Here is an 18285-nt window from a genome sequence, read left to right as displayed (position 1 = left end):
TCCCGACCTCTGCCGATCCCACCGCCACCGCCGATCGGCTCGCGTCCCACAAGGTGCATTCCGGTCTTTTGCCGAACTCATTGTCGGCCACGACGTCGGACAAAACTCCGCCCTGACCAGAAACTACCGTATCCTCGCTGTTCCGGGGCATTCAGCAACCCGGACACACACCGCCCTCGGCTACGGCGAACTTGAACCCAATTCGGCCCAGCCTGCACAAACTGCTTTCTGTATGATCCAGATCGGAGCCGACCCGGAGGCGTGCCGACCTCACTGCACGGCGCTCGCGTAATCACCACGTCATCCCGTGATCCGAAGGGGAACGGAAATGGGCAAGACGCAGCTCACTACCGCTCGAGTGGGAACCGTTGGCGGTCGCGGTTCACACGCGCCTTTACCCGGCGACAAGAGAAGAACCTACAAGGCGCTCTTCGACTCGTTCACGCAGGATGCCCAAGGGAGAATCTCGCCGTTCGAGGTGCTCACCCGACTGAAGAGCGCGGGAATCCGTCCGGACGACCGGCGAATACAGGAGGCGTGGAGCGCACTCGACAATCCGGGCCAAGAGACCGGCCGCCTCGACCTCGACAGGTTCATCGCCATCTGCCAGCGCAACAGCGGCATCATCTCGCGGGCCATCAGAGGCGAACTGGTGATACCCGACTTCCCACGTTTCACGCAGGACATCGAGTCGATGTATCAAGAACTGCTGGAGGAGCGGGGCGGTGCGGTAGCGGACTACATACCGCAGTTGGGGAGGGTCGACCCGGAGCGGCTCGCCATCGCGATCTGCACCACGGACGGTCAGCGACACTCGATAGGTGACCACAGCGTGAACTTCTGCCTGCAGTCGGTGTGCAAGCCGATCAACTACCTGCTGGCCCTCGAGGAGCACGGCGCGGACACCGTTCACCGGCATGTCGGCTGCGAGCCGAGCGGCGTCCGATTCAACGAGTTGTCACTCAGCGATAAGGGCATCCCGCACAACCCGATGATCAACTCCGGGGCGATCATGTGCAGCTCGCTGATCCGGCCGTCGGACATGATGGCGGACCGGTTCGACTATGTCGCCGACATGTGGCGACAACTCGCGAGCGGCGGGCGCGTCGGGTTCAACAACCCGGTGTACCTGTCCGAGCGCGACAGCGCCGACCGGAACTTCGCGCTGGGCTACTTCATGCGGGAGAAGAACGCCTTTCCGAAGGGCACCGAGCTCGTCAACACACTGGAGTTCTACTTCCAGTGCTGCTCCATCGAGATCGATACGGAGTCGCTGGCGGCTGCCGCCGCAGCGTTGGCCGCAGGCGGCGTCTCGCCCCTGACCGACAACCGGCTCTTCCGCACGGAGAACGTGCAGAAATGCCTCTCACTCATGTCCTCATGCGGCATGTACGACTACTCGGGAGAGTTCGCGTTCCGCATCGGCCTGCCCGCCAAGAGCGGGGTCTCCGGGGCTCTGATGATCGTCGTCCCGCAGGTCATGGGAATCGCGGTGTGGTCACCCCGGCTCGATGCACTCGGAAACTCGGTGCGCGGGATCAAGTTCTCGCGGATGCTCACCGAGAGGTACAACTTCCACGCCTACGACGGGCTTGTCGGCAACGACGAAACAGGTAAACGCGACCCCAGGCGCCGCAAGAACCAGACGACAGCCGACGGTGTGGTGCGCCTGTGCTGGGCAGCCAGCCAAGGCGATCTGGACGACGTCCGCGCCGCGATGGCGTCGGGCATCGACCCGAGCGCCTCCGACTACGACGGCCGCACCGCCCTGCACCTCGCGGCATCGGAAGGGCAGCTCGAGGTCGTGCGCTACCTGCTCCATCAAGGGGCCAACCCCGACGCCCGTGACCGCTGGGGCGGAACCCCGGCAACTGACGCCGAACGCGAAGGCCACCCCGCAGTCGCGCAGTTGCTCACCCAGGACTTCCCGGACCAGAAGCCTGCCGCAGTTTCCTGATCCCCCACCCGCACATGACATCCGTCCACAGGAGGACTGAGAAATGCTCAACGCGGGCGATACCGCCTGGGTGCTCGTCGGCGCGGCGTTGGTGATGCTGATGACGCCAGGGCTGGCCTTCTTCTACGGCGGCATGGTCAGGAGCAACAGCGTCCTGAACATGCTGATGATGAACTTCATCTGCCTGGCAGTGGTCGGCGTGATCTGGATGGCCTTCGGCTACAGCTGGTCGTTCGGCAACGACGCGTTCGCCGGCCTGTTCGGCGGCAACGAGTTCGTCGGTCTGGGCTCCACGATCGGTCACTTCGTCGGCGTCGCCGGGCCGCCCGGTGTGCCATGGCCGGGGCCGGACGCGCTGCCGGCGACGGCGTTCGTGATGTTCCAGCTGATGTTCGCCGTCCTCACACCGGCGCTGATCTCAGGTGCCGTCGCAGACCGGGTGAAATTCTGGTCCTGGACGTTGTTCGTGATCGTGTGGGTGGCCGTCGTCTACATCCCGGTGGCGCACTGGGTGTTCTCCTTCGACGGTTTCACCGGCCCGGCATCGCACGGCGGTTGGATCGCGAACGTGCTCAAGGCCGAGGACTTCGCCGGTGGCACCGCGGTACACATCAACGCAGGCGCCGCCGCGCTCGCGCTGGCCATCGTGCTGGGCCGCCGTACCGGCTGGCCGCGGGAATCGATGCGTCCGCACAACCTGCCCTTCGTGCTGCTGGGCGCCAGCCTGCTGTGGTTCGGCTGGTACGGCTTCAACGCCGGCTCCGCGCTCAGCGCAAACGACCTGGCCGGCGTCGCGTTCACCAACACCACCGTCGCGGCCTGCACCGCGGTGCTGGGGTGGCTGCTCGTCGAGCAGATCCGTGACGGCAAACCGACCCCCATGGGCGCGGCATCGGGCGCCGTTTCCGGACTGGTGGCGATCACACCGGCCTGTGCCTTCGTGACCCCGTTGGGTGGGCTCGTGATCGGCGTGGTCGCCGGTGTGTTGTGTGCGCTGGCGGTGGGGTTGAAGTACAGGTTCGGGTTCGACGACTCCCTCGACGTGGTCGGTGTGCACCTGGTCGGCGGAATAGTCGGCACGCTGCTGATCGGTTTCCTCGGCACCAGGAGCGTCAATCCCGCAGCCCTGGGCGAGAACGGCTTGTTCTACGGCGGCGGCGTCACCCAACTCGCCCGCCAGGCCGCCGCCGCCGGCGCGGTGATGGTCTACTCGTTCGCCATGGCCTTCGCCATCGGCATCCTCATCAAGAAGACGATCGGCTTCCGGATCGAGGAACACGCCGAGATCGCCGGCATCGATGAACAAGAACACGCACAACGCGGCTACGACTACTCCAGCCTGACGTCCCTGCTCACCCACAGCCCCGACGGTCACGAAGCCGTTCCCGGCGCCGAGACCGGCTCGTCGCGAAGGCCCGTCGCCAGTCACGAGAGCTGAGCCGAAGCGGTTCCCGGCTCACCGGCACACCGATCGCAGTCGCCCGAGCAGCCCGTCCCGATGGCAGAAGCAGGGACGGGCTGCTGTGGGCGCTGGTCGGCCTTGCGGCCGCGGCGATCCGCCCAGCCGCCGGTGGCGGCTGGAGCCCGTGTCATCTGCCCGTCGCTTCGCCATGTTCACGCTCGAGTGTCGGGCCAGCCGTACCGTTGCGGCCAGTGGCACCTTTGCCAGAGCTGCCGGCACAGGGATGAGGGATCAATCGTCCGCGCCACTGCGTGCACTGTGCGCAACCCGGACGGCTTCACGGCGCCGCGCACAGTCGAGGGCCTGTCGGCGAAGCTCACCCGAGAGCGTCTCCAGACCTTGGATCTGGGCCCTCAGAGCCTCGATTCGGCTGGACGCGGCGGCCTGGTACATCGCCACGCGTCCCAGCAGGTCCTCGGTGGCCGCTTCGTCGGTGCCGCGGTCCGCGGCAAGAGCGTCAGTGGTGGCGAGCAGCTCGCGCATCTGCTCGAGCGAGAAATCGAGCGGCTTCAACGTCTTGACCAACGCAAGGCGCTCGATATCAGCCTCGGTATAGAGCCGGAACCCACCGGTGGATCGCGCAGAGGGCATGACGAGGCCGACCTCGTCCCAATGCCGGATCGTGCGCAGCGACAGGCCGACTCGTTCCGCCGCCTCACCGATCTGCATCATCGCCTCTACCTCGCATGCTCAGCGCCAGTGCTCCCGACCTCGCTTCGGTCGATTCTCCAGGCGATTCCAGGGAATGTGACACGCAGGACAGAGCAGGGTGCAACTGCCACTGCCGCCCTTGTCAACCGCAGACCCATGCTACGCAGACACCTGATCCGCCAGCCGCAGCGCCGCGTCGTTCGCGTTGATCGACGTTGCCGCGATCACATGGCCGCATATCTCCTCTCTCGTGAGAGTAAGGTTCGCGACTCGAGCCCCAGCGCGTGTGGCTCCTCCCTTTCTCTGTGGAAAGAAGCGATGACCCGTCCTGCCGGCTTCACCCTGCGCTTTGCTCGCCCCAGCTGGTTCTCCCCCCGGGTACTACGCACCGAGGTCCTCGCCGGCCTCGTCGTCGCGCTCGCCCTGATACCTGAGGCGATCGCGTTCTCACTGGTCGCCGGCGTCGACCCACGGGTCGGGCTCTTCGCCGCATTCACAATGGCGGTGACCATTGCGTTCGTCGGCGGGCGGCCGGCGATGATCTCGGCGGCGACCGGCGCGGTCGCACTCGTCGTTGCACCGGTGGCCCGTGAGTACGGCGTCGAATACCTGTTCGCCACCGTCGTGCTCGGCGGGCTGCTGCAGATCGTGCTGGCCATGGCGGGCATCGCGAGGCTGATGCGGTTCCTGCCGCGCAGCGTCATGGTCGGATTCGTCAACGCACTGGCGATTCTCATCTTCATCTCACAGCTGCCCTACCTCATCGGCGTGCCGTGGCCGGTGTACGCCCTGCTGGCAGCCGCACTCGTCATCATGGTCGGACTTCCGCGGCTCACCAGGGCCGTGCCGGCCCCGCTGGTGTCCATCGCCGTGCTGACCTTGTTCACCGTCGCCGTAGGGATGGCGGTGCCGACCGTGGGCGATCAAGGCGCGCTGCCCGACAGCCTTCCGATGCCGGGGTTGCCCGCGGCGCCCTTCACGTGGGAGACGCTGGGCACCATCGCGCCCTACGCGCTCGCCCTGGCAGTGGTGGGACTCATCGAGTCACTCATGACTGCGAAGCTCGTCGACGACATCACCGACACGCACTCCGACAAGACCCGCGAATCCTGGGGCCAAGGGGTCGCCAACATCGTCACGGGCCTCTTCGGCGGTATGGGCGGCTGCGCGATGATCGGTCAGACCATGATCAACGTCAAGGTCTCCGGCGGCCGGACACGGTTGTCCACATTCCTCGCCGGGGCGTTTCTTCTCATCCTCGTCATCCCGCTCGACGGCGTCGTCGCAAAGATTCCGATGGCCGCGCTCGTCGCCGTGATGGTCATGGTGTCGGTCGGGACCTTCGACTGGCACAGCATCCACCCGAGGACCCTTCGCCGGATGCCCAAGAGCGAGACCGCCGTCATGCTCTCGGCTGTCGCCGTCACCGTGGCCACCAGCAACCTCGCCTACGGCGTGGGCGTCGGCGTGATAGTCGCGATGATCCTCTTCGCACGGCAGGTAGCCCGGGTCGTCCAGGTCACCAGCGTGCTCGACCCCGAGGGCACGACGAAGATCTACAGAGTCGACGGTCAGCTCTTCTTCGCCTCCAGCAACGACCTCGTCTTCCAGTTCGACTACGCCAACGACCCCGACAACATCGTGATCGACCTGTCCGCGGCCACCATCTGGGACGCCTCCACGGTCGCCGCACTCGACGCCATCACCACCAAGTACTCGTCTCGGGGAAAAACGGCGACGATCACCGGTATGAACGAGCCGAGCAGGCTCCGGCACGCTGCCCTTGCGGGCAGCCTCACGCCCGCTCACTGATCCGTGAACCTCCCCTCACGTGAGGGGAGAGTTCCAGCGTCCGGGACGACGCGGACGACCGTGGACGCCCGGGCTCAGCGTTGCCGCAGTGTTCGGTGGATGACCCGGCCGACCACCAGGTAGACGATCGCCGCCAGTCCGTAGTTGACGATCAGGCCTATCGTGGCATCGCCCGGAGTGAAGACGTCCCCGAAGCCGAACACGAATATCCTTGCCGCACCGTAGACGAAACCGACGATGCCGCTGTTCGGATTGGCCCCGAACAACGTGAACACGATGTGCAGGACGAAAACGAGCGCGATGAGAGCCGTGGCCACACGAATGGTGTTGGCGATGAGAGTGGTTCGGTCGGAGCGGCGATCGCGCTCACGCTGGTACTCCAGCGGCGATTCCTCGGGCTGCCGATACGCGTGGCCGCGGTAGTCACGCGACTCCGGCTCGTACGGCTCAGCCGGAACCTCATACCGCGCCGGCGGCCGCTCGCGCTGGTACGGCTCGGGCTCCGGCTCGTACGGCGTGGGAGCAGGCTGCTCGTAGTACCTCGTGGGCGGGCTCGCTTGACGAACCGGTGCCGTCGGCGGTTCGGCGAGACCGGGCGGTTGCATGTGTCCGCCGGGGCCTTGAGGCCGTGATGGATACCCACCGGGCCCCCGGGGGGGCTGTTGATACGCGCTGGGGTCGGGCGGCGGTTGCGGGTGACGCCCACGAGCCTCGCCGGGATGCGGTTGATCCGGTCGGCGAACTGCCGCCGGACCACGGCGAGGCGGCGGCCCCGGCGGACCTTGATACCGGTCGTAACTCATGCCTCGGCATTCTGACGACACGGTCGGGTGTACGTATACCCCCCGAGGGCACCAACGCGCTGCGGGTCGGGTAGGGATCCGGTCCTCGCCCTGGAGGGGGCTCACGCTGCCGTGCTACTACGCGACATCGGGCCGCTGGACGACCGTCCACCCAGCGGCCCGATCAGCGCCGGTCAGGGCTATTTCAATTTGCCGGCGTGAAACCGGAGACCCGGCATCAGCCCGACGAGAATTCCGGCGATAACGCCGGTCAGGACCACCAACATCTCGACCCACGGGCGTCCCATCGCCTCCGGGACGGTTACCGCCAGGACGGTCGCCGTGAGCGCTCCGAGCGCCATGCCACCCAGAGCCCCGACAGTCACGAAACGGGCGTCTCGGCGTGCCCGCTCGCTATCTTCTTCCTTGATCCTGGACCGATACCAAGGGAGTGTGGGACCGCCCTGAGGGGATGGGATCTCCGACAAGGGCGAGGCGGCCCCTCTGTCGGTGCGCCCCCCGTCAGGCTTGGACCAGAGATCATCTGTCATGGATGCAGAACCTCCAGGAGGGCAACAGCCGATCATGGCCCGACCACTACGTTGGGCCGGGCCACACGGAGGTTGCCGACGCGCGTCACCACGATCTCCTCGTTTCGTCCTCACAAGAAAATCGCCTGGTCAGAACAGCTGGATGAGCAAGGACCCGGCCACGAGCAGGAGCAACCCGACCCCGCGGGCCGCGGTGAAGGGCCGCTGCGGCATTCGGAACAGCCCGCGCGTATCGATGAGGGCGGACATGAGTTGCTGGCCCGTCACAGTGAGGGCCACCGTGACAGCTGCGCCGATCTGAGGCAGCAGCATGAAGGCGCCGGTCACGTACCCCACGGCGCAGAGGCCGCCCAGCCATCCCCACCAGGGCATACCGCCGAGCCGGTCGAGCTGTGGTGTGGGCGTGCGGCCGGTCGTCCGCAGCACCGCGAACACGATCGTGATCGTCAGTGCGGCGACAAGGAAGCTGACCAGGGCCACCACGATCGGCTCGACGACGACGGTCCGCAGGCGTGCGTTGACCGCACCTTGGATCGGCAGCACAGCCCCGGCGATCAGCCCGAGCAGAAGCCGGCCCGGCGTGACGCCCGCAGGCGCGAATGGTGGTGACGCGGGCGCGCCGGCAGGACGTCCGAGGCCGACGGCAGCCGGCACCTTCACGCGCTGGCCACGGACGATCGCGGTGATGCCGGCCAGCACAGCGACGGATCCCACCAGGGTCCCGGCGCCCAGAGTCTGCCGTGCGATTCCGAAGAGGCCGAAGCCGTCCAGCGCGATCGAGGCGAGCATCTGACCGGTGACGAAGAGCCCGCCGGCGGCCAGGGCGCCGATCCGGGGGAACAGCAGGATGCCGCTGGTGATGTACAGCGGCGACGCGAGGCCACCGAGCAGGTACCACGAGGGCACGTCGCCGAGGCGCGTCAGGGCGACGAACGTCCCGGTCGCGACGGCGAGAATCCCGAGCAGCCCGGCAGCCACCCACAGCTGGAGCGCGGCGGCGCCGTAAGGCGTGCCGACCGCCTTCGTGAGCTGGAGGTTCGCTGGGGCCTGGACCGCGAGCAGACCCCCGATCATGAGGGCGCAGGTCAGGAGAACCGCGATCATCACCCCTCCACCCTTTCCGTCAAGTGGACGTCGTGTCCGGTTCACGGTAAACGTAACCGGACGCCGTGTCCAGATGTAGGGCGCTCTGGGGTACGGTTCGGCGGTGCGGGATACGGGTGTCGACCACTCCGAGGAGACGTCGAAAGCGTCACCTCCCCCACCGCAACGCCGGGAACGAGCGGACGCCGCGCGCAACCGGGCGCTGGTACTGGCCGCGGCCGCCGATCTCTTCGGGACCCGGGACCCGCGCACCGTGACGATGGAGGACGTGGCGCGCGCGGCCGGCGTCGGCCGGGCAACCCTCTATCGCCGCTTCCCCGACGTGCAGTCCATCGCGATCGCCTTGCTGGACGACCACGAGCGCGACCTCCAGGCCCGCCTCCTGGCCGGACCTCCGCCGCTCGGCCCGGGCGCACCACCCGCCGATCGGCTGGAGGCGTTCTACCGGTCGATGGTCGACCTGCTCGAACAATTCCTTCCGCTCGTGCTGGGCGCCGAGACTGGGAGCGCTCGGTTCGAGATCGGCGCCTACGGCTTCTGGCACGCCCACGTCCAGGCCCTGCTCGCCCAGGGTGGCGCCCCCGAGCCGGCACGGCTCGCCGACGTGGCCCTCGCCCCCCTCAGCGCCGAGCTGTACCAGCGGCAACGCGAGATTCTCGGGCTGACCCCGGAGCAGATCGGCGATCAGCTGGCCTGGCTGGCCCACCGCATCCTCACCTGAGACGGTCAGCCGGCAGGTGTGCGCGCCGCTCGCTAGCTCGGATGTCCGGGTTCGGTGGCTCCGTGACCGGCGTGGGCGGCCGCGACGATGTGCTCCAGCGCAGCGGCGTGCTGCTGAAACGCGTGCCGCCCTTGCGGAGTGAGCTGCACGGAGGTGCGCCGTGCGCGGCTCTGCTGGTCTTTGCGGACCGTGACATATCCGGCCTCGGCCAATGCTGAGACGTGCTTCGACAGTGCCGAATCGCTGGTCCCGATCGTGTCCCTCAGGAAACCGAAGTCCACCCAGGCGGCCGGTGCCAGCAGGGCGACGATCGACAACCGTGCCGGGACGTGCAGGAACTCGTCGAAACGGGGGTCCATCAGGCGCGTCCGCCGTCGCGCAACACGACGGCCGCGAAGGCCCGGCGGATCAAGGGCGTCACGGCGACATAGGTGACGGCTGTGGCAGCAGCGGCGACAGCGGCCTGCGACAGCAGTCCCTGCGGCTGAAGACCGAACAACACCCAGCCGGCGATCCGAAAAATGCTGAACAGCAGCATGAGCCCGGCCGACAATCCCACCCAGAACAGCCACTCCACGCCGGTGGGCTTTCGCTTCACGAGGGCCCGCCGTTCGTGCACGATCCCCACTCCGACGAAGAGTCCGAACCCCAGCAGGAACGCGACCGTGCGCCACGGGTTCTCGAGATCGATGGACGCCAGCCCGACCAGGAGTCCCAAGGCCGCGAGCAGGACGTTGGAGCGGGCGAAGCTCTGGCGGACGACCTGCTCCCGAGTCCTGTCCTGGAGGCGCCGGATGTCATCGAGCGAAGACTGGGCGTCGTGAGGGTGCATCGGCCCCATCCTTGATCTTTGGACTGCTTTCCTCTAGGGAAAGTAGCACACTGCTTTCCCCAGAGGAAAGCAGTCGTGCGAGGCGAGGGCCGCGGAGGACCCAGACGCGCCCGCCGAACCGGGACCCCCTCCGCGCCGCCGCGACAACAAGCCAGCCGGCGAGCCCTCAGCGGCGTCACGGCAAGATGGTGGAACTACTGAACTCACGCAGTCATGCTCGTTAGCATCTCTTCATGCTGAACGTGCCGCGATTGCGAGTCCTGTATGAGGTCGCAAAGGCCGGCTCGCTCACAGCCGCAGCGAAGGAGCTGAACTACACGCCTTCTGCGGTGTCACAACAGATCGCCCTGCTGCAGCGCGAGACCGACTCTCGGTTGATCGAACGGCATCGGCGTGGGGTGCGGTTGACCGAGGCCGGACGTCAACTTCTGCGGCACGCCACGATCGTGCTCGCCGAGCTCCGTTCTGCCGAGGCGGCGCTCGCCGCGGTAGCTCGCGGGGAAGGCGGCCGGATGCGACTGGGCTCGTTTCCAACCGCCAACGCAACCTTGATGCCCCGAGCAGTTGCCGCGTTTCGCGGAGACCACCCCGCGGTCGAACTCGAGCTCGTCGAGCTCGACCGCGACGAAGGCCTGGCGCAGGTCGCTGACCACCACCTCGACATCGCACTGGTCTACGAGTTCCCGATGATCCCGATGGGGGACACGCCGGAGGTGGAGGCCATTCCGCTGGTGGTCGACCCGCTGCACATCATGTTGCCGAGTGATCACCCCATGGCGAGCCGGAGCAGCATCAGGCTTGCGGAGCTGAGCACGCAGCACTGGATCCAGGGCGTGCGGCACGGTTCGACGATCGAGGTGCTGCCTCAGGCGTGCCATGCGGCCGGCTTCGAGCCCGACATCGTCTTTCGGACCGATGATCAGATGGCGGTGCGCGGGCTCGTCGCCGCAGGCATAGGGATTGCACTCGTGCCTTGGCTGGCACTCGCGACCGTGCCGCCCGGCGTCATCGTCCGACGCCTCGACGAGCCGAGTCTGACCCGGACGGTCATGGCCGCGGTGCCGCCTGAGTCCCGGCGCCTGCCGGCGGCGTCCGCGATGGTCCAGTCGCTCCGCGAGATCTGTGTTCAGTTGGGCACGCCTCCGACCCGCGCCCGACCGCCCAGCATGGGGCTGGACCTCGATGAGTGAGTTCGTCACTTAAGCGTTCCTTAACGCTTCCATCATAAGACTTCAATTGCACTTACTGACTCTGAGTGAAAAACTCGGCCCGGTCGAGCGCGGCAAGTCGATGCGGAGGCGACCTGGTGAAGCAAAATCTGTTGGCCACAACCATCCCCAGCAGCTTTGGCCAACCGTACGAATTGGTACTCGTCGAGAATCAGATCGTCCCGGGCGACACGGCTCGAGTCGGTGTACATGCGAACGCATTGGCGTATGGCACCGGTACGTTCGAGGGTATCCGCGCATGGTGGAACGAGGAGCACGAGCAGCTGTACATGTTCGAAGCGATGGCGCATTACGCCCGACTGGAACGATCAGCACGGATTCTCGGCTTGCGGCTGCCGACTCCACCGGAGACCCTCGTGGAAATGACAGCGGAGCTGCTGCGTCGCAACGACGTTCGGTGCGACGCTTACATCCGCCCACTGCTGATCCAGTACGGCGACGTATTGCCGGTTCGAATGCACGACGTGCAGACCAGGCTATCGGTCGCGGTCACACCCGCACCGGGCGACTACATCAGCCCTCACGGCGTACGTTGCATGATCAGCACATGGCGTCGGGCGCCGGATTCTTGCACACCGAATCGGGCGAAGGTCACCGGTACGTACACGGGTCCGTCGCTGGCCAAGACTGAGGCGGTGAGCCACGGTTTCGACGAGGCGATCATGCTGACCGTGGACGGGTACGTCGCGGAGGCGACGACATCGAACATCGCGATGCGAATCGGCTCCGAATGGGTAACACCTGCGGGCACCGAAGACATTCTCGAAGGGATCACCCGGGCACAAGTGATGGTGCTTCTGCAGGAGGCCACCGGCTCAGCCGTGGTCGAGCGTCGTATACATCGATCCGAGCTCTACTGCTGCGACGAGATCCTGCTTTGCGGAACTGCCGCGGTGGTCGTCCCAGTGGTCGAGGTCGACGGGCGGAAGGTCGGGGACGGGAAACCGGGCGAGGCCACTCTCGCGCTCAACTCGGGCCTCCGGGCGATTGCGCGCCGCCACGACAGCCGCCATCCCGAGTGGACAACACCAGTTTATGGGGAGGAACCGAAGGAATGAGCACTTTTGGTGAGCTCGAGAGCCTGCCTACCAAGGAGATCTGGAACGGCGTGATCGCGCGGGTGGTCCAGAGCGAGCTGATCACGATGGCTATCGTCGAACTCGAGCCCAACAGCGTTGTTCCGGAACATCACCATGTCAACGAACAGCTCGGATTCGTCATCGAAGGGTCGGTAGTGTTCACGGTCGGCGGAGAGCGCCGGGAATGTACTCCGGGCTCGACATGGCGCATCCTCGCCGACGTTCCACACGATGTGCAGGTCGGCCCGGAGGGAGCGGTCGTCGCCGAGGTGTACTCACCTGTCCGCGCGGACTGGGCCGCGCTTCCGGAGCAGGCCCCGCAACCACCCCGATGGCCGGACCTGCAGTGACGGCTCAGGCGGCGACAGAGGGCCAACACGCTGATCCGTGCCGGGCAGGTACGTGCGGCCGGTCGCAGGCCTCGGGCGCGTTCGGCAGCGCCGACAGCCGGGTTGGAAACGGCTCAGTGGCGGTTGAGCGTCGTCAAGGTCGCGGGCGCTGCCACCACCATGACGAGGGGGGCCGGACCGCGCTTGCGGCCCGGCCCCACCCCCCACGGGCCGGGGGTCAAGCGGCGACGCGCTCTCGGTGATCGGCCCCCCAACCCGGCTCGCGTCTGCCTGAACCCTCATCGGCTGCGCAGTCAGTCGACCAGTCCGGACCCCTCAACGTGTGCAGCGATTCCTGCTCGGCACCACGCATTTCCTGCAGCACGGACATGGGAATGGCAGGGAGGCTCGTCCGTGTCACGCAGCAGGTACCCAGAGCAGCGGATGGCCGGAGCCAGCGGCCGGCCGGACTTGCTGGAGCGCATGAACAGAACCGAACCAACCACGCTCAGCGGTCATTTGCCGGACCAAACATGCGATTTGCGGCGGCCCCATCTGCACGATCGGTTGACTGCACCCAAGCTGAGACCATGACGCTGGCCCTGGAACCCACACTGAACGAGGATGCGAAGTTCCGTAAAACGCTTGGCTTCTGGTCGTTGGTGGCCACCGGGCTAGGCAGTGTGATCGGTTCCGGGTGGTTGTTCTCGGCGATGTACGCCGCACAGTCCGCCGGGCCGGCCTCGTTGATCGCCTGGGTGATCGGCGGGGTGTTGATGTTGACGGTGGCGCTGGTGTTCGCCGAGTTGGCCATCGCCCATCCGGAGTCCGGTGGGCTGGTTCGCTACCCGCTGTACTCCAATGGCCGGTTCGCCGCCGGCATCGTCGGCTGGAGCATGTGGGTGTGTTATCTGGGCAACCCGCCCACTGAGGCCGCCGGAGCGCTGCAGTACGCCAGTTCCTATCTGCCCGGTATCTATCAGGGCGATCAGCTGACCGGTCTGGGAATTCTGCTGGCCATCGTGCTGATGGCCGTCTTCGTCGGCATCAACTACTTCGGCGTGCAGCTTTTCGCAAAAACTAACAACGTGGTCACCGCGATCAAGGTGCTGGTCCCCACGGTCACCGTGGTGCTGTTGATCGTCTCCGGATTCGACGGCAGCAACATCAGCCAGCACGGTGGGTTCGCCCCCTACGGCTACGGGGCGGCGCTGGGCACCATCGCCTCCGCCGGCATGGTGTTCGCCTACACCGGGTTCCGCAACATCGTCGAGCTCTCCGGCGAGGTTCGCCATCCACGCAAGCACATTCCGAAAGCGCTGGTCACGACACTGCTGGTCACCATCGTGCTCTACCTCGCACTCCAGGTGGCGTTCCTCGGCGCGGTGCCCAGCAGCATGCTCGTCGGCGGGTGGCACGGGGTGAACTTCGACTCACCGTTCGCGCAGCTGGCCATGCTGCTCGGGCTGAGCTGGCTCTACTGGACCCTCATCGCCGACTCGATGATCTCGCCGTCGGGAGCGGCCATCGCCTGGACCGCGTCGAACGCGCGAAACGCCTACGGGCTGGCCAAGAACCGGTTCTTCCCCGGCTGGCTGCGCACCGTGAACGATCGATGGGGTGTGCCGACCCGAGGACTGATCACGAACTTCGTGGTCGGCATCCTGTTCCTGTTGCCGCTGCCGAGCTGGCACGAGATCGTGTCGGTGACCAGCACGCTGGTGGCCTTCACCTTCTCCGTCGGCTCGATCAGCCTGCTCGCGTTCCGGAGGACCGGTGTGACCGGGCCGGCGAACCGGCTTCCCGGCATGGCGGTGATCGCGCCGCTGGCCTTCGTCATCAGTGCGCTGGTGATCTACTGGGTCGGCTGGCCCGACCTGACCAGGACCATCCCGATCGTGGCGGTTGGGCTGGTGTGGTTCGCGGTGACCTGGGTGCGACAGAACCAGGGTGTCGGCGAGCTGTCCGGCGGCGTGTGGTTGATCGCCCACTTGGCCTTCCTGTACCTGATGTCCGCGCTGGGCAGCTTCGAGGGGGCGGGCCTCATCCCGGCGCCATGGGACTCGGTGATCGTCGCGGTGGTGTCGCTGGGCATCTACTTCTGGGGTGTCGCGAGCGGCACGGCCTACCTGCGGGCCCACCCCGGAGTCCTGCACCACGCCGACCAGCCGGTCGAGGCGGCGGGCTGAACCTGGTGCGGCGGTGGCCGGTTGGTCAGGGCCGCAGTTCGTAGACGAGGTTGAACGGCAGTGCCAAGGGAATGGCCATCGCCCCGCCCGCGTCGGCGATGATGCGCCCGGTCGGTGCTGGTCATTCAACCCCCTGGTGAACAAGCCAATGCGTGAAACCCCGTGCCCGCGGCGGCCGGATATGCGTCATCGCGTTCGACGGATCAGAGGCCGGCGTAGAGCGCTTTCTCGAACTCGACGTTGATGGCCAGCATCTCCGGGTCGGCGAACGGCAGGAACTGGCTGTAGATCGCGGCGGTGACGCCTGCGGTGCGGTCGATCCAGTAGTAGGTGTTCATCGCCCCGGCCCACGCACCGCTGCCGGCTCGGCGCATCCCGGGGGCGTCGGTGGTGTTCAGCATCAGCCCGTAGCCCCACTTCAAGCCGGGGCCGACGGTGAAGTCGCAGCTCAACCGAGGGTCCGACGTGGGGATCGACGCCGGGATCTCGAGATCACCGATCTGGTTGGTGAAGGCCGCCTCCACAGTGGCGGGTTTCAGGATCGGGGTGCCCTCGAACGTGCCGTCGCCCAGCAACACGCGCTGGAGCTTCAGGAAATCACGCGGCGTCGAATACAGCCCGTATCCTCCGCCCCAGAACTCCGGAGAAGCGGAGAACGGGTCGTCGATCTCCACCCACTCACCGCTCTCCCCCCTGACGTGGAGCGCCGAGAGATTCAGCCGCTGCTCATCCGTCGGGGCGAACCTCGTCTCACGCATCCCGAGAGGGCCGGTCACCCCCCGCTCGAACACCACGTCGAGCGTCACCCCGGACACCGCCTCGATGACCCGGCCGAGCCAGTCGGTACTGATCCCGTACTCGAACCTCGTGCCCGGATCGGTTACCAGGGGCGCCGTGAAGATGATCTCCTTGCCGGAGCTGAAGTTCGGGGTGCCGGTCACCTTCTCCCAGCGGTCGATGTCGGCGTTGAAGGCGAAGTAGCCCAGCCCGCTCGTGTGCGTGACCAGGTGCCCTACCCTGGCCCGGCGCGCCGGTGGGCGCAGCCGAGGCGTGTCGCCGTCGAAGCCGTCCAACACCTGGATCTCGGCGAACTCCGGCCGGTAGGTGTCGACGGGCGCGTCCAGATCGAGCGCGCCCTGCTCCACCAGTTGCAACGCGGCGACCGTCGTCACGATCTTCGTCATCGACTGCATCCGGTAGACGGTGTCGGCCGACACCGGCTCTCGAGCACCGGGAACCCGGGAGCCGGCCGCCCCCTCGTAGGTCACACCGCCGCGGTCGGCCGCGATCGCGACCAGGCTGGGCACTGTCCCGGCGTCGACCGCCTTGCGGAGAAGGGCGTCGATCGCCTCGGTGTCGATATTCGAGGCGTCAGAAGTGGGGCTCACCCGGAGATCCTTCCCGTGCAGATTTGGTTCTTCCCACCCTCATTCTGATGCAGCTCGACGCAACGGTCACGCGCCCGCCGAGAAGTCGGCATTCAGACGGGCAGGAACAACACCAAGGTGAGATCTACCCGCTCTCCACCACCGTTCACGTCGACGCTCATCCCCCTCTTCTCGCCATCTCTCGCTTTCCACACCCCAGGTGCAGACCGTGCGCGAATCAGACATTTCCGGTGGAGCACGTCCGCCTCCCGATCGCCGATCGTGAAATCGCCACTACGGCTTACGGATGGCCAAAATGATCGTCTTCCCGAACCCGACCCGGTCACCCAGTCGACCGCACCGAACCTTTTCAGGACGGGCGTTTTCTCGTCCACGGAGGAGGCGTTTCTTCCCCGAGGTGAGCAGACCGGGAGCAGCAACGCTCACGGCGCCGACTGCGAGCCCGTGGTATCACGCGTTACTGCCTTGCGCTTGTGGTCGCCGGCGAGGCCGACTCTCCCGAGCGCGATTCCGGACGCCCGTCGCCGGTCAATTCGTCGTCAGCGTCGACTCCGACCAACCTCCTCAGGAGGTGCTTCAGCTGCGCCTGCTCGCTCGGGGTCAGGCGGGCGAGTATGAGGTCTTCTGCGGCACGTGCGTCCGGCATCGTTCCCCGGACCAGATCCAGCCCCTTCTCGGTGATCGTGATCAGTTTGCGGCGACGGTTATCCGGGTCGACGACCGTGGCGACGAGTTTGTCCCGCTCCAGACGTTTGATCAGGTAGCTGCCGGTTGAGCTGTCCAAGCCCAGACGTTGACCGATCGTGGCTTGGTCGAAGTCTTCGTCGTAGGTGATCAGGACGTCGAGAATCGCGAACTGCGGAGCGGTCATGGTCGTGGAGACCGTGGCGCTCCAGCAGGCCGTCACATGCTGAAAGGCCCTTCGCAGGAGATGTATCGCCGACGTGGTCGGCACCCAGCCGCCTGTGACTTGAGACACGAAATCCATCCCTCCCAGGCCGTTGACCCTCGCCAATACACAAGCCTAGCGTCAATAGTACGAGCTCGTACAGTCAGCCGGCTGACCCGGGCTGTGCACCGATACGGAGAAGCTCCGTATCGCCAAGGAAATCTTCGCGAGCTGCACCGGATCACCGAGATCCCGGAGAGACGCATCCGAAGCCGAAACCGCTGTAGATCAACTGACGACGCCCCGCGCGATGTGCCGCGCGGCCGGACGACAGCACGACGGAAGGCAGGGGGCATCAGAAAAGGGAAAGGAAGCGAAACCGTGAATCAGTCGAGCCATTTCTCCGTGACCGCAGAGACCAAGCGGCTATGGCGCGTGACGTTCGACAGCCCGCCGATCAACTTGGTCACCCCGGAGATGCTCACCGAGCTCCCGGAGCTGATCGACCAGATGGAAGCCACGCCCGACCTGCGCGTGGCGGTGTTCGAGTCGGCGAACCCGGACTACTTCCTGAACCACTACGACACCTCCCGGGTCGCCGAGACACCGAAGGGCCTGGGAGCCACCGGCTACCCACTGGTCATCGACGCCGGCGTGCGGCTGTCGCGCCTGCCTGTGGTGTCGATCGCGAAGATCCGAGGGCGGGTCAGGGGGGTCGGCAACGAGCTCGTCCAGGCGATGGACATGCGCTTCGCCGGCGAGACGGCGCTGTTCGGCCAGCCGGAGACCGCGAACGGCAACCTGCCCGGCGCCGGAGGTCTTGAGCACCTGCCGTTGCTACTCGGCCGGGCGCGGGCGCTGGAAGTGGTCCTGAGCAGCGACGACTACCCTGCCGGCCTGGCCGAGCGGTACGGGTGGGTCAACCGCACCGTCCCCGACGCCGAGTTGGACGGGCTGGTGGAACGCCTCGCCGGGCGGATCGCGTCCTTCGACAAGGAGTCGATCACCGCGGTCAAGGAGCAGGTCAACCGGTACACGCTGCCGTCCGCGGAGGACATCAAGTCCTCCTACGACATGTATTTCGCGTCCTTCGACTGGCCTGGTTCCAGGCGCAGGCTGCCCGCCGCGACCGCGGCGGGACGCAACCGGGCGGGCGACTACGAGCTGCGCATGGGCTACCACCTGGGGCGGCAGCCGGAACGAAACCCACGATGAAGCCAGTCGAGATCACGGGGATCGGCACCCTCCTCCATGCCGTCATCGGCGAGTGAACCAGCCGCGACGTGGCATCGATGCACTGCGCGTCCGTC

General features: G+C 66.5%; 17 protein-coding genes. 9 read left to right on the top strand and 8 right to left on the bottom strand.

Annotated features, from left to right (window positions below; genetic code table 11):
• The first annotated feature begins 328 nt into the window (after window positions 1-328).
• Both glsA and ACQPZQ_RS02710 read left to right on the top strand, forming a co-directional pair.
• The gene (gene glsA / locus ACQPZQ_RS02715) at window positions 329-1957 is read left to right on the top strand and encodes a glutaminase A (protein ID WP_433291690.1); all 1629 of its coding nucleotides are present in this window, start codon (window positions 329-331) and stop codon (window positions 1955-1957) included.
• Window positions 1958-2000: 43 nt separating this feature from the next.
• Window positions 2001-3395 (top strand): ammonium transporter, encoded by a 1395-nt coding sequence (locus tag ACQPZQ_RS02710; protein ID WP_433291688.1) that lies wholly within the window; start codon window positions 2001-2003, stop codon window positions 3393-3395.
• 255 nt (window positions 3396-3650) lie between these two features.
• On the opposite strand, the gene ACQPZQ_RS02705 is transcribed toward ACQPZQ_RS02710, so the two are convergent.
• The gene (locus tag ACQPZQ_RS02705; RefSeq protein ID WP_433291686.1) at window positions 3651-4091 is read right to left on the bottom strand and encodes a MerR family transcriptional regulator; all 441 of its coding nucleotides are present in this window, start codon (window positions 4089-4091) and stop codon (window positions 3651-3653) included.
• 297 nt (window positions 4092-4388) lie between these two features.
• Between ACQPZQ_RS02705 and ACQPZQ_RS02700 the strand changes: the two genes are divergently transcribed.
• Complete coding sequence (locus ACQPZQ_RS02700; protein WP_433291684.1) at window positions 4389-5882, top strand: SulP family inorganic anion transporter; 1494 nt, start codon at window positions 4389-4391, stop codon at window positions 5880-5882.
• 74 nt (window positions 5883-5956) lie between these two features.
• Here ACQPZQ_RS02700 and ACQPZQ_RS02695 read toward each other — a convergent pair whose 3' ends face one another.
• The 3 genes from ACQPZQ_RS02695 to ACQPZQ_RS02685 form a co-directional block, all read right to left on the bottom strand.
• Entirely contained in the window at window positions 5957-6487 is a 531-nt protein-coding gene (locus ACQPZQ_RS02695; RefSeq protein ID WP_433291682.1) for a hypothetical protein, read from the bottom strand.
• Window positions 6488-6864: 377 nt separating this feature from the next.
• Complete coding sequence (locus ACQPZQ_RS02690; RefSeq protein ID WP_433291680.1) at window positions 6865-7026, bottom strand: hypothetical protein; 162 nt, start codon at window positions 7024-7026, stop codon at window positions 6865-6867.
• 318 nt (window positions 7027-7344) lie between these two features.
• Window positions 7345-8319 (bottom strand): DMT family transporter, encoded by a 975-nt coding sequence (locus ACQPZQ_RS02685; protein WP_433291678.1) that lies wholly within the window; start codon window positions 8317-8319, stop codon window positions 7345-7347.
• A 103-nt stretch (window positions 8320-8422) separates the two neighbouring features.
• On the opposite strand from ACQPZQ_RS02685, the gene ACQPZQ_RS02680 reads away from it, so the two are divergent.
• Window positions 8423-9040 carry a TetR/AcrR family transcriptional regulator gene (locus ACQPZQ_RS02680; RefSeq protein ID WP_433291676.1) on the top strand — a complete coding sequence of 206 codons (618 nt, stop codon included), beginning with the start codon at window positions 8423-8425 and terminating at the stop codon, window positions 9038-9040.
• A 32-nt stretch (window positions 9041-9072) separates the two neighbouring features.
• Here ACQPZQ_RS02680 and ACQPZQ_RS02675 read toward each other — a convergent pair whose 3' ends face one another.
• The gene (locus ACQPZQ_RS02675) at window positions 9073-9399 is read right to left on the bottom strand and encodes a winged helix-turn-helix domain-containing protein (protein WP_433291674.1); all 327 of its coding nucleotides are present in this window, start codon (window positions 9397-9399) and stop codon (window positions 9073-9075) included.
• Window positions 9399-9872, bottom strand: a complete 474-nt coding sequence (locus ACQPZQ_RS02670; RefSeq protein WP_433291672.1) for a hypothetical protein — start codon at window positions 9870-9872, stop codon at window positions 9399-9401. Before ACQPZQ_RS02670 ends, ACQPZQ_RS02675 begins: the two co-directional genes overlap by 1 nt.
• Before the next feature lie 233 nt (window positions 9873-10105).
• On the opposite strand from ACQPZQ_RS02670, the gene ACQPZQ_RS02665 reads away from it, so the two are divergent.
• The 4 genes from ACQPZQ_RS02665 (at window position 10106) to ACQPZQ_RS02650 (ending at window position 14698) form a co-directional block, all read left to right on the top strand.
• The gene (locus tag ACQPZQ_RS02665) at window positions 10106-11062 is read left to right on the top strand and encodes a LysR family transcriptional regulator (protein ID WP_433291669.1); all 957 of its coding nucleotides are present in this window, start codon (window positions 10106-10108) and stop codon (window positions 11060-11062) included.
• A 116-nt stretch (window positions 11063-11178) separates the two neighbouring features.
• On the top strand, window positions 11179-12159 hold the full coding sequence (locus ACQPZQ_RS02660) for an aminotransferase class IV (RefSeq protein WP_433291667.1): 981 nt from the start codon (window positions 11179-11181) through the stop codon (window positions 12157-12159).
• Complete coding sequence (locus ACQPZQ_RS02655) at window positions 12156-12530, top strand: cupin domain-containing protein (protein ID WP_433291664.1); 375 nt, start codon at window positions 12156-12158, stop codon at window positions 12528-12530. The genes ACQPZQ_RS02660 and ACQPZQ_RS02655 overlap by 4 nt, the downstream gene beginning before the upstream one ends.
• Before the next feature lie 569 nt (window positions 12531-13099).
• Entirely contained in the window at window positions 13100-14698 is a 1599-nt protein-coding gene (locus ACQPZQ_RS02650; RefSeq protein ID WP_433291661.1) for an APC family permease, read from the top strand.
• Window positions 14699-14901: 203 nt separating this feature from the next.
• Here ACQPZQ_RS02650 and ACQPZQ_RS02645 read toward each other — a convergent pair whose 3' ends face one another.
• Both ACQPZQ_RS02645 and ACQPZQ_RS02640 read right to left on the bottom strand, forming a co-directional pair.
• The gene (locus ACQPZQ_RS02645) at window positions 14902-16086 is read right to left on the bottom strand and encodes a serine hydrolase domain-containing protein (RefSeq protein WP_433291659.1); all 1185 of its coding nucleotides are present in this window, start codon (window positions 16084-16086) and stop codon (window positions 14902-14904) included.
• A 457-nt stretch (window positions 16087-16543) separates the two neighbouring features.
• Complete coding sequence (locus ACQPZQ_RS02640; protein ID WP_433291657.1) at window positions 16544-16957, bottom strand: MarR family winged helix-turn-helix transcriptional regulator; 414 nt, start codon at window positions 16955-16957, stop codon at window positions 16544-16546.
• 399 nt (window positions 16958-17356) lie between these two features.
• Here ACQPZQ_RS02640 and ACQPZQ_RS02635 point away from each other — a divergent pair, with 399 nt between their 5' ends.
• Window positions 17357-18190 carry an enoyl-CoA hydratase/isomerase family protein gene (locus tag ACQPZQ_RS02635; protein ID WP_433291654.1) on the top strand — a complete coding sequence of 278 codons (834 nt, stop codon included), beginning with the start codon at window positions 17357-17359 and terminating at the stop codon, window positions 18188-18190.
• The last annotated feature ends 95 nt before the right edge of the window (window positions 18191-18285 follow it).

Source organism: Pseudonocardia sp. CA-142604, from assembly GCF_050948475.1.
Lineage (GTDB): Bacteria > Actinomycetota > Actinomycetes > Mycobacteriales > Pseudonocardiaceae > Pseudonocardia > Pseudonocardia alaniniphila.
This window is presented reverse-complemented; position numbering and strand designations above follow the sequence as displayed.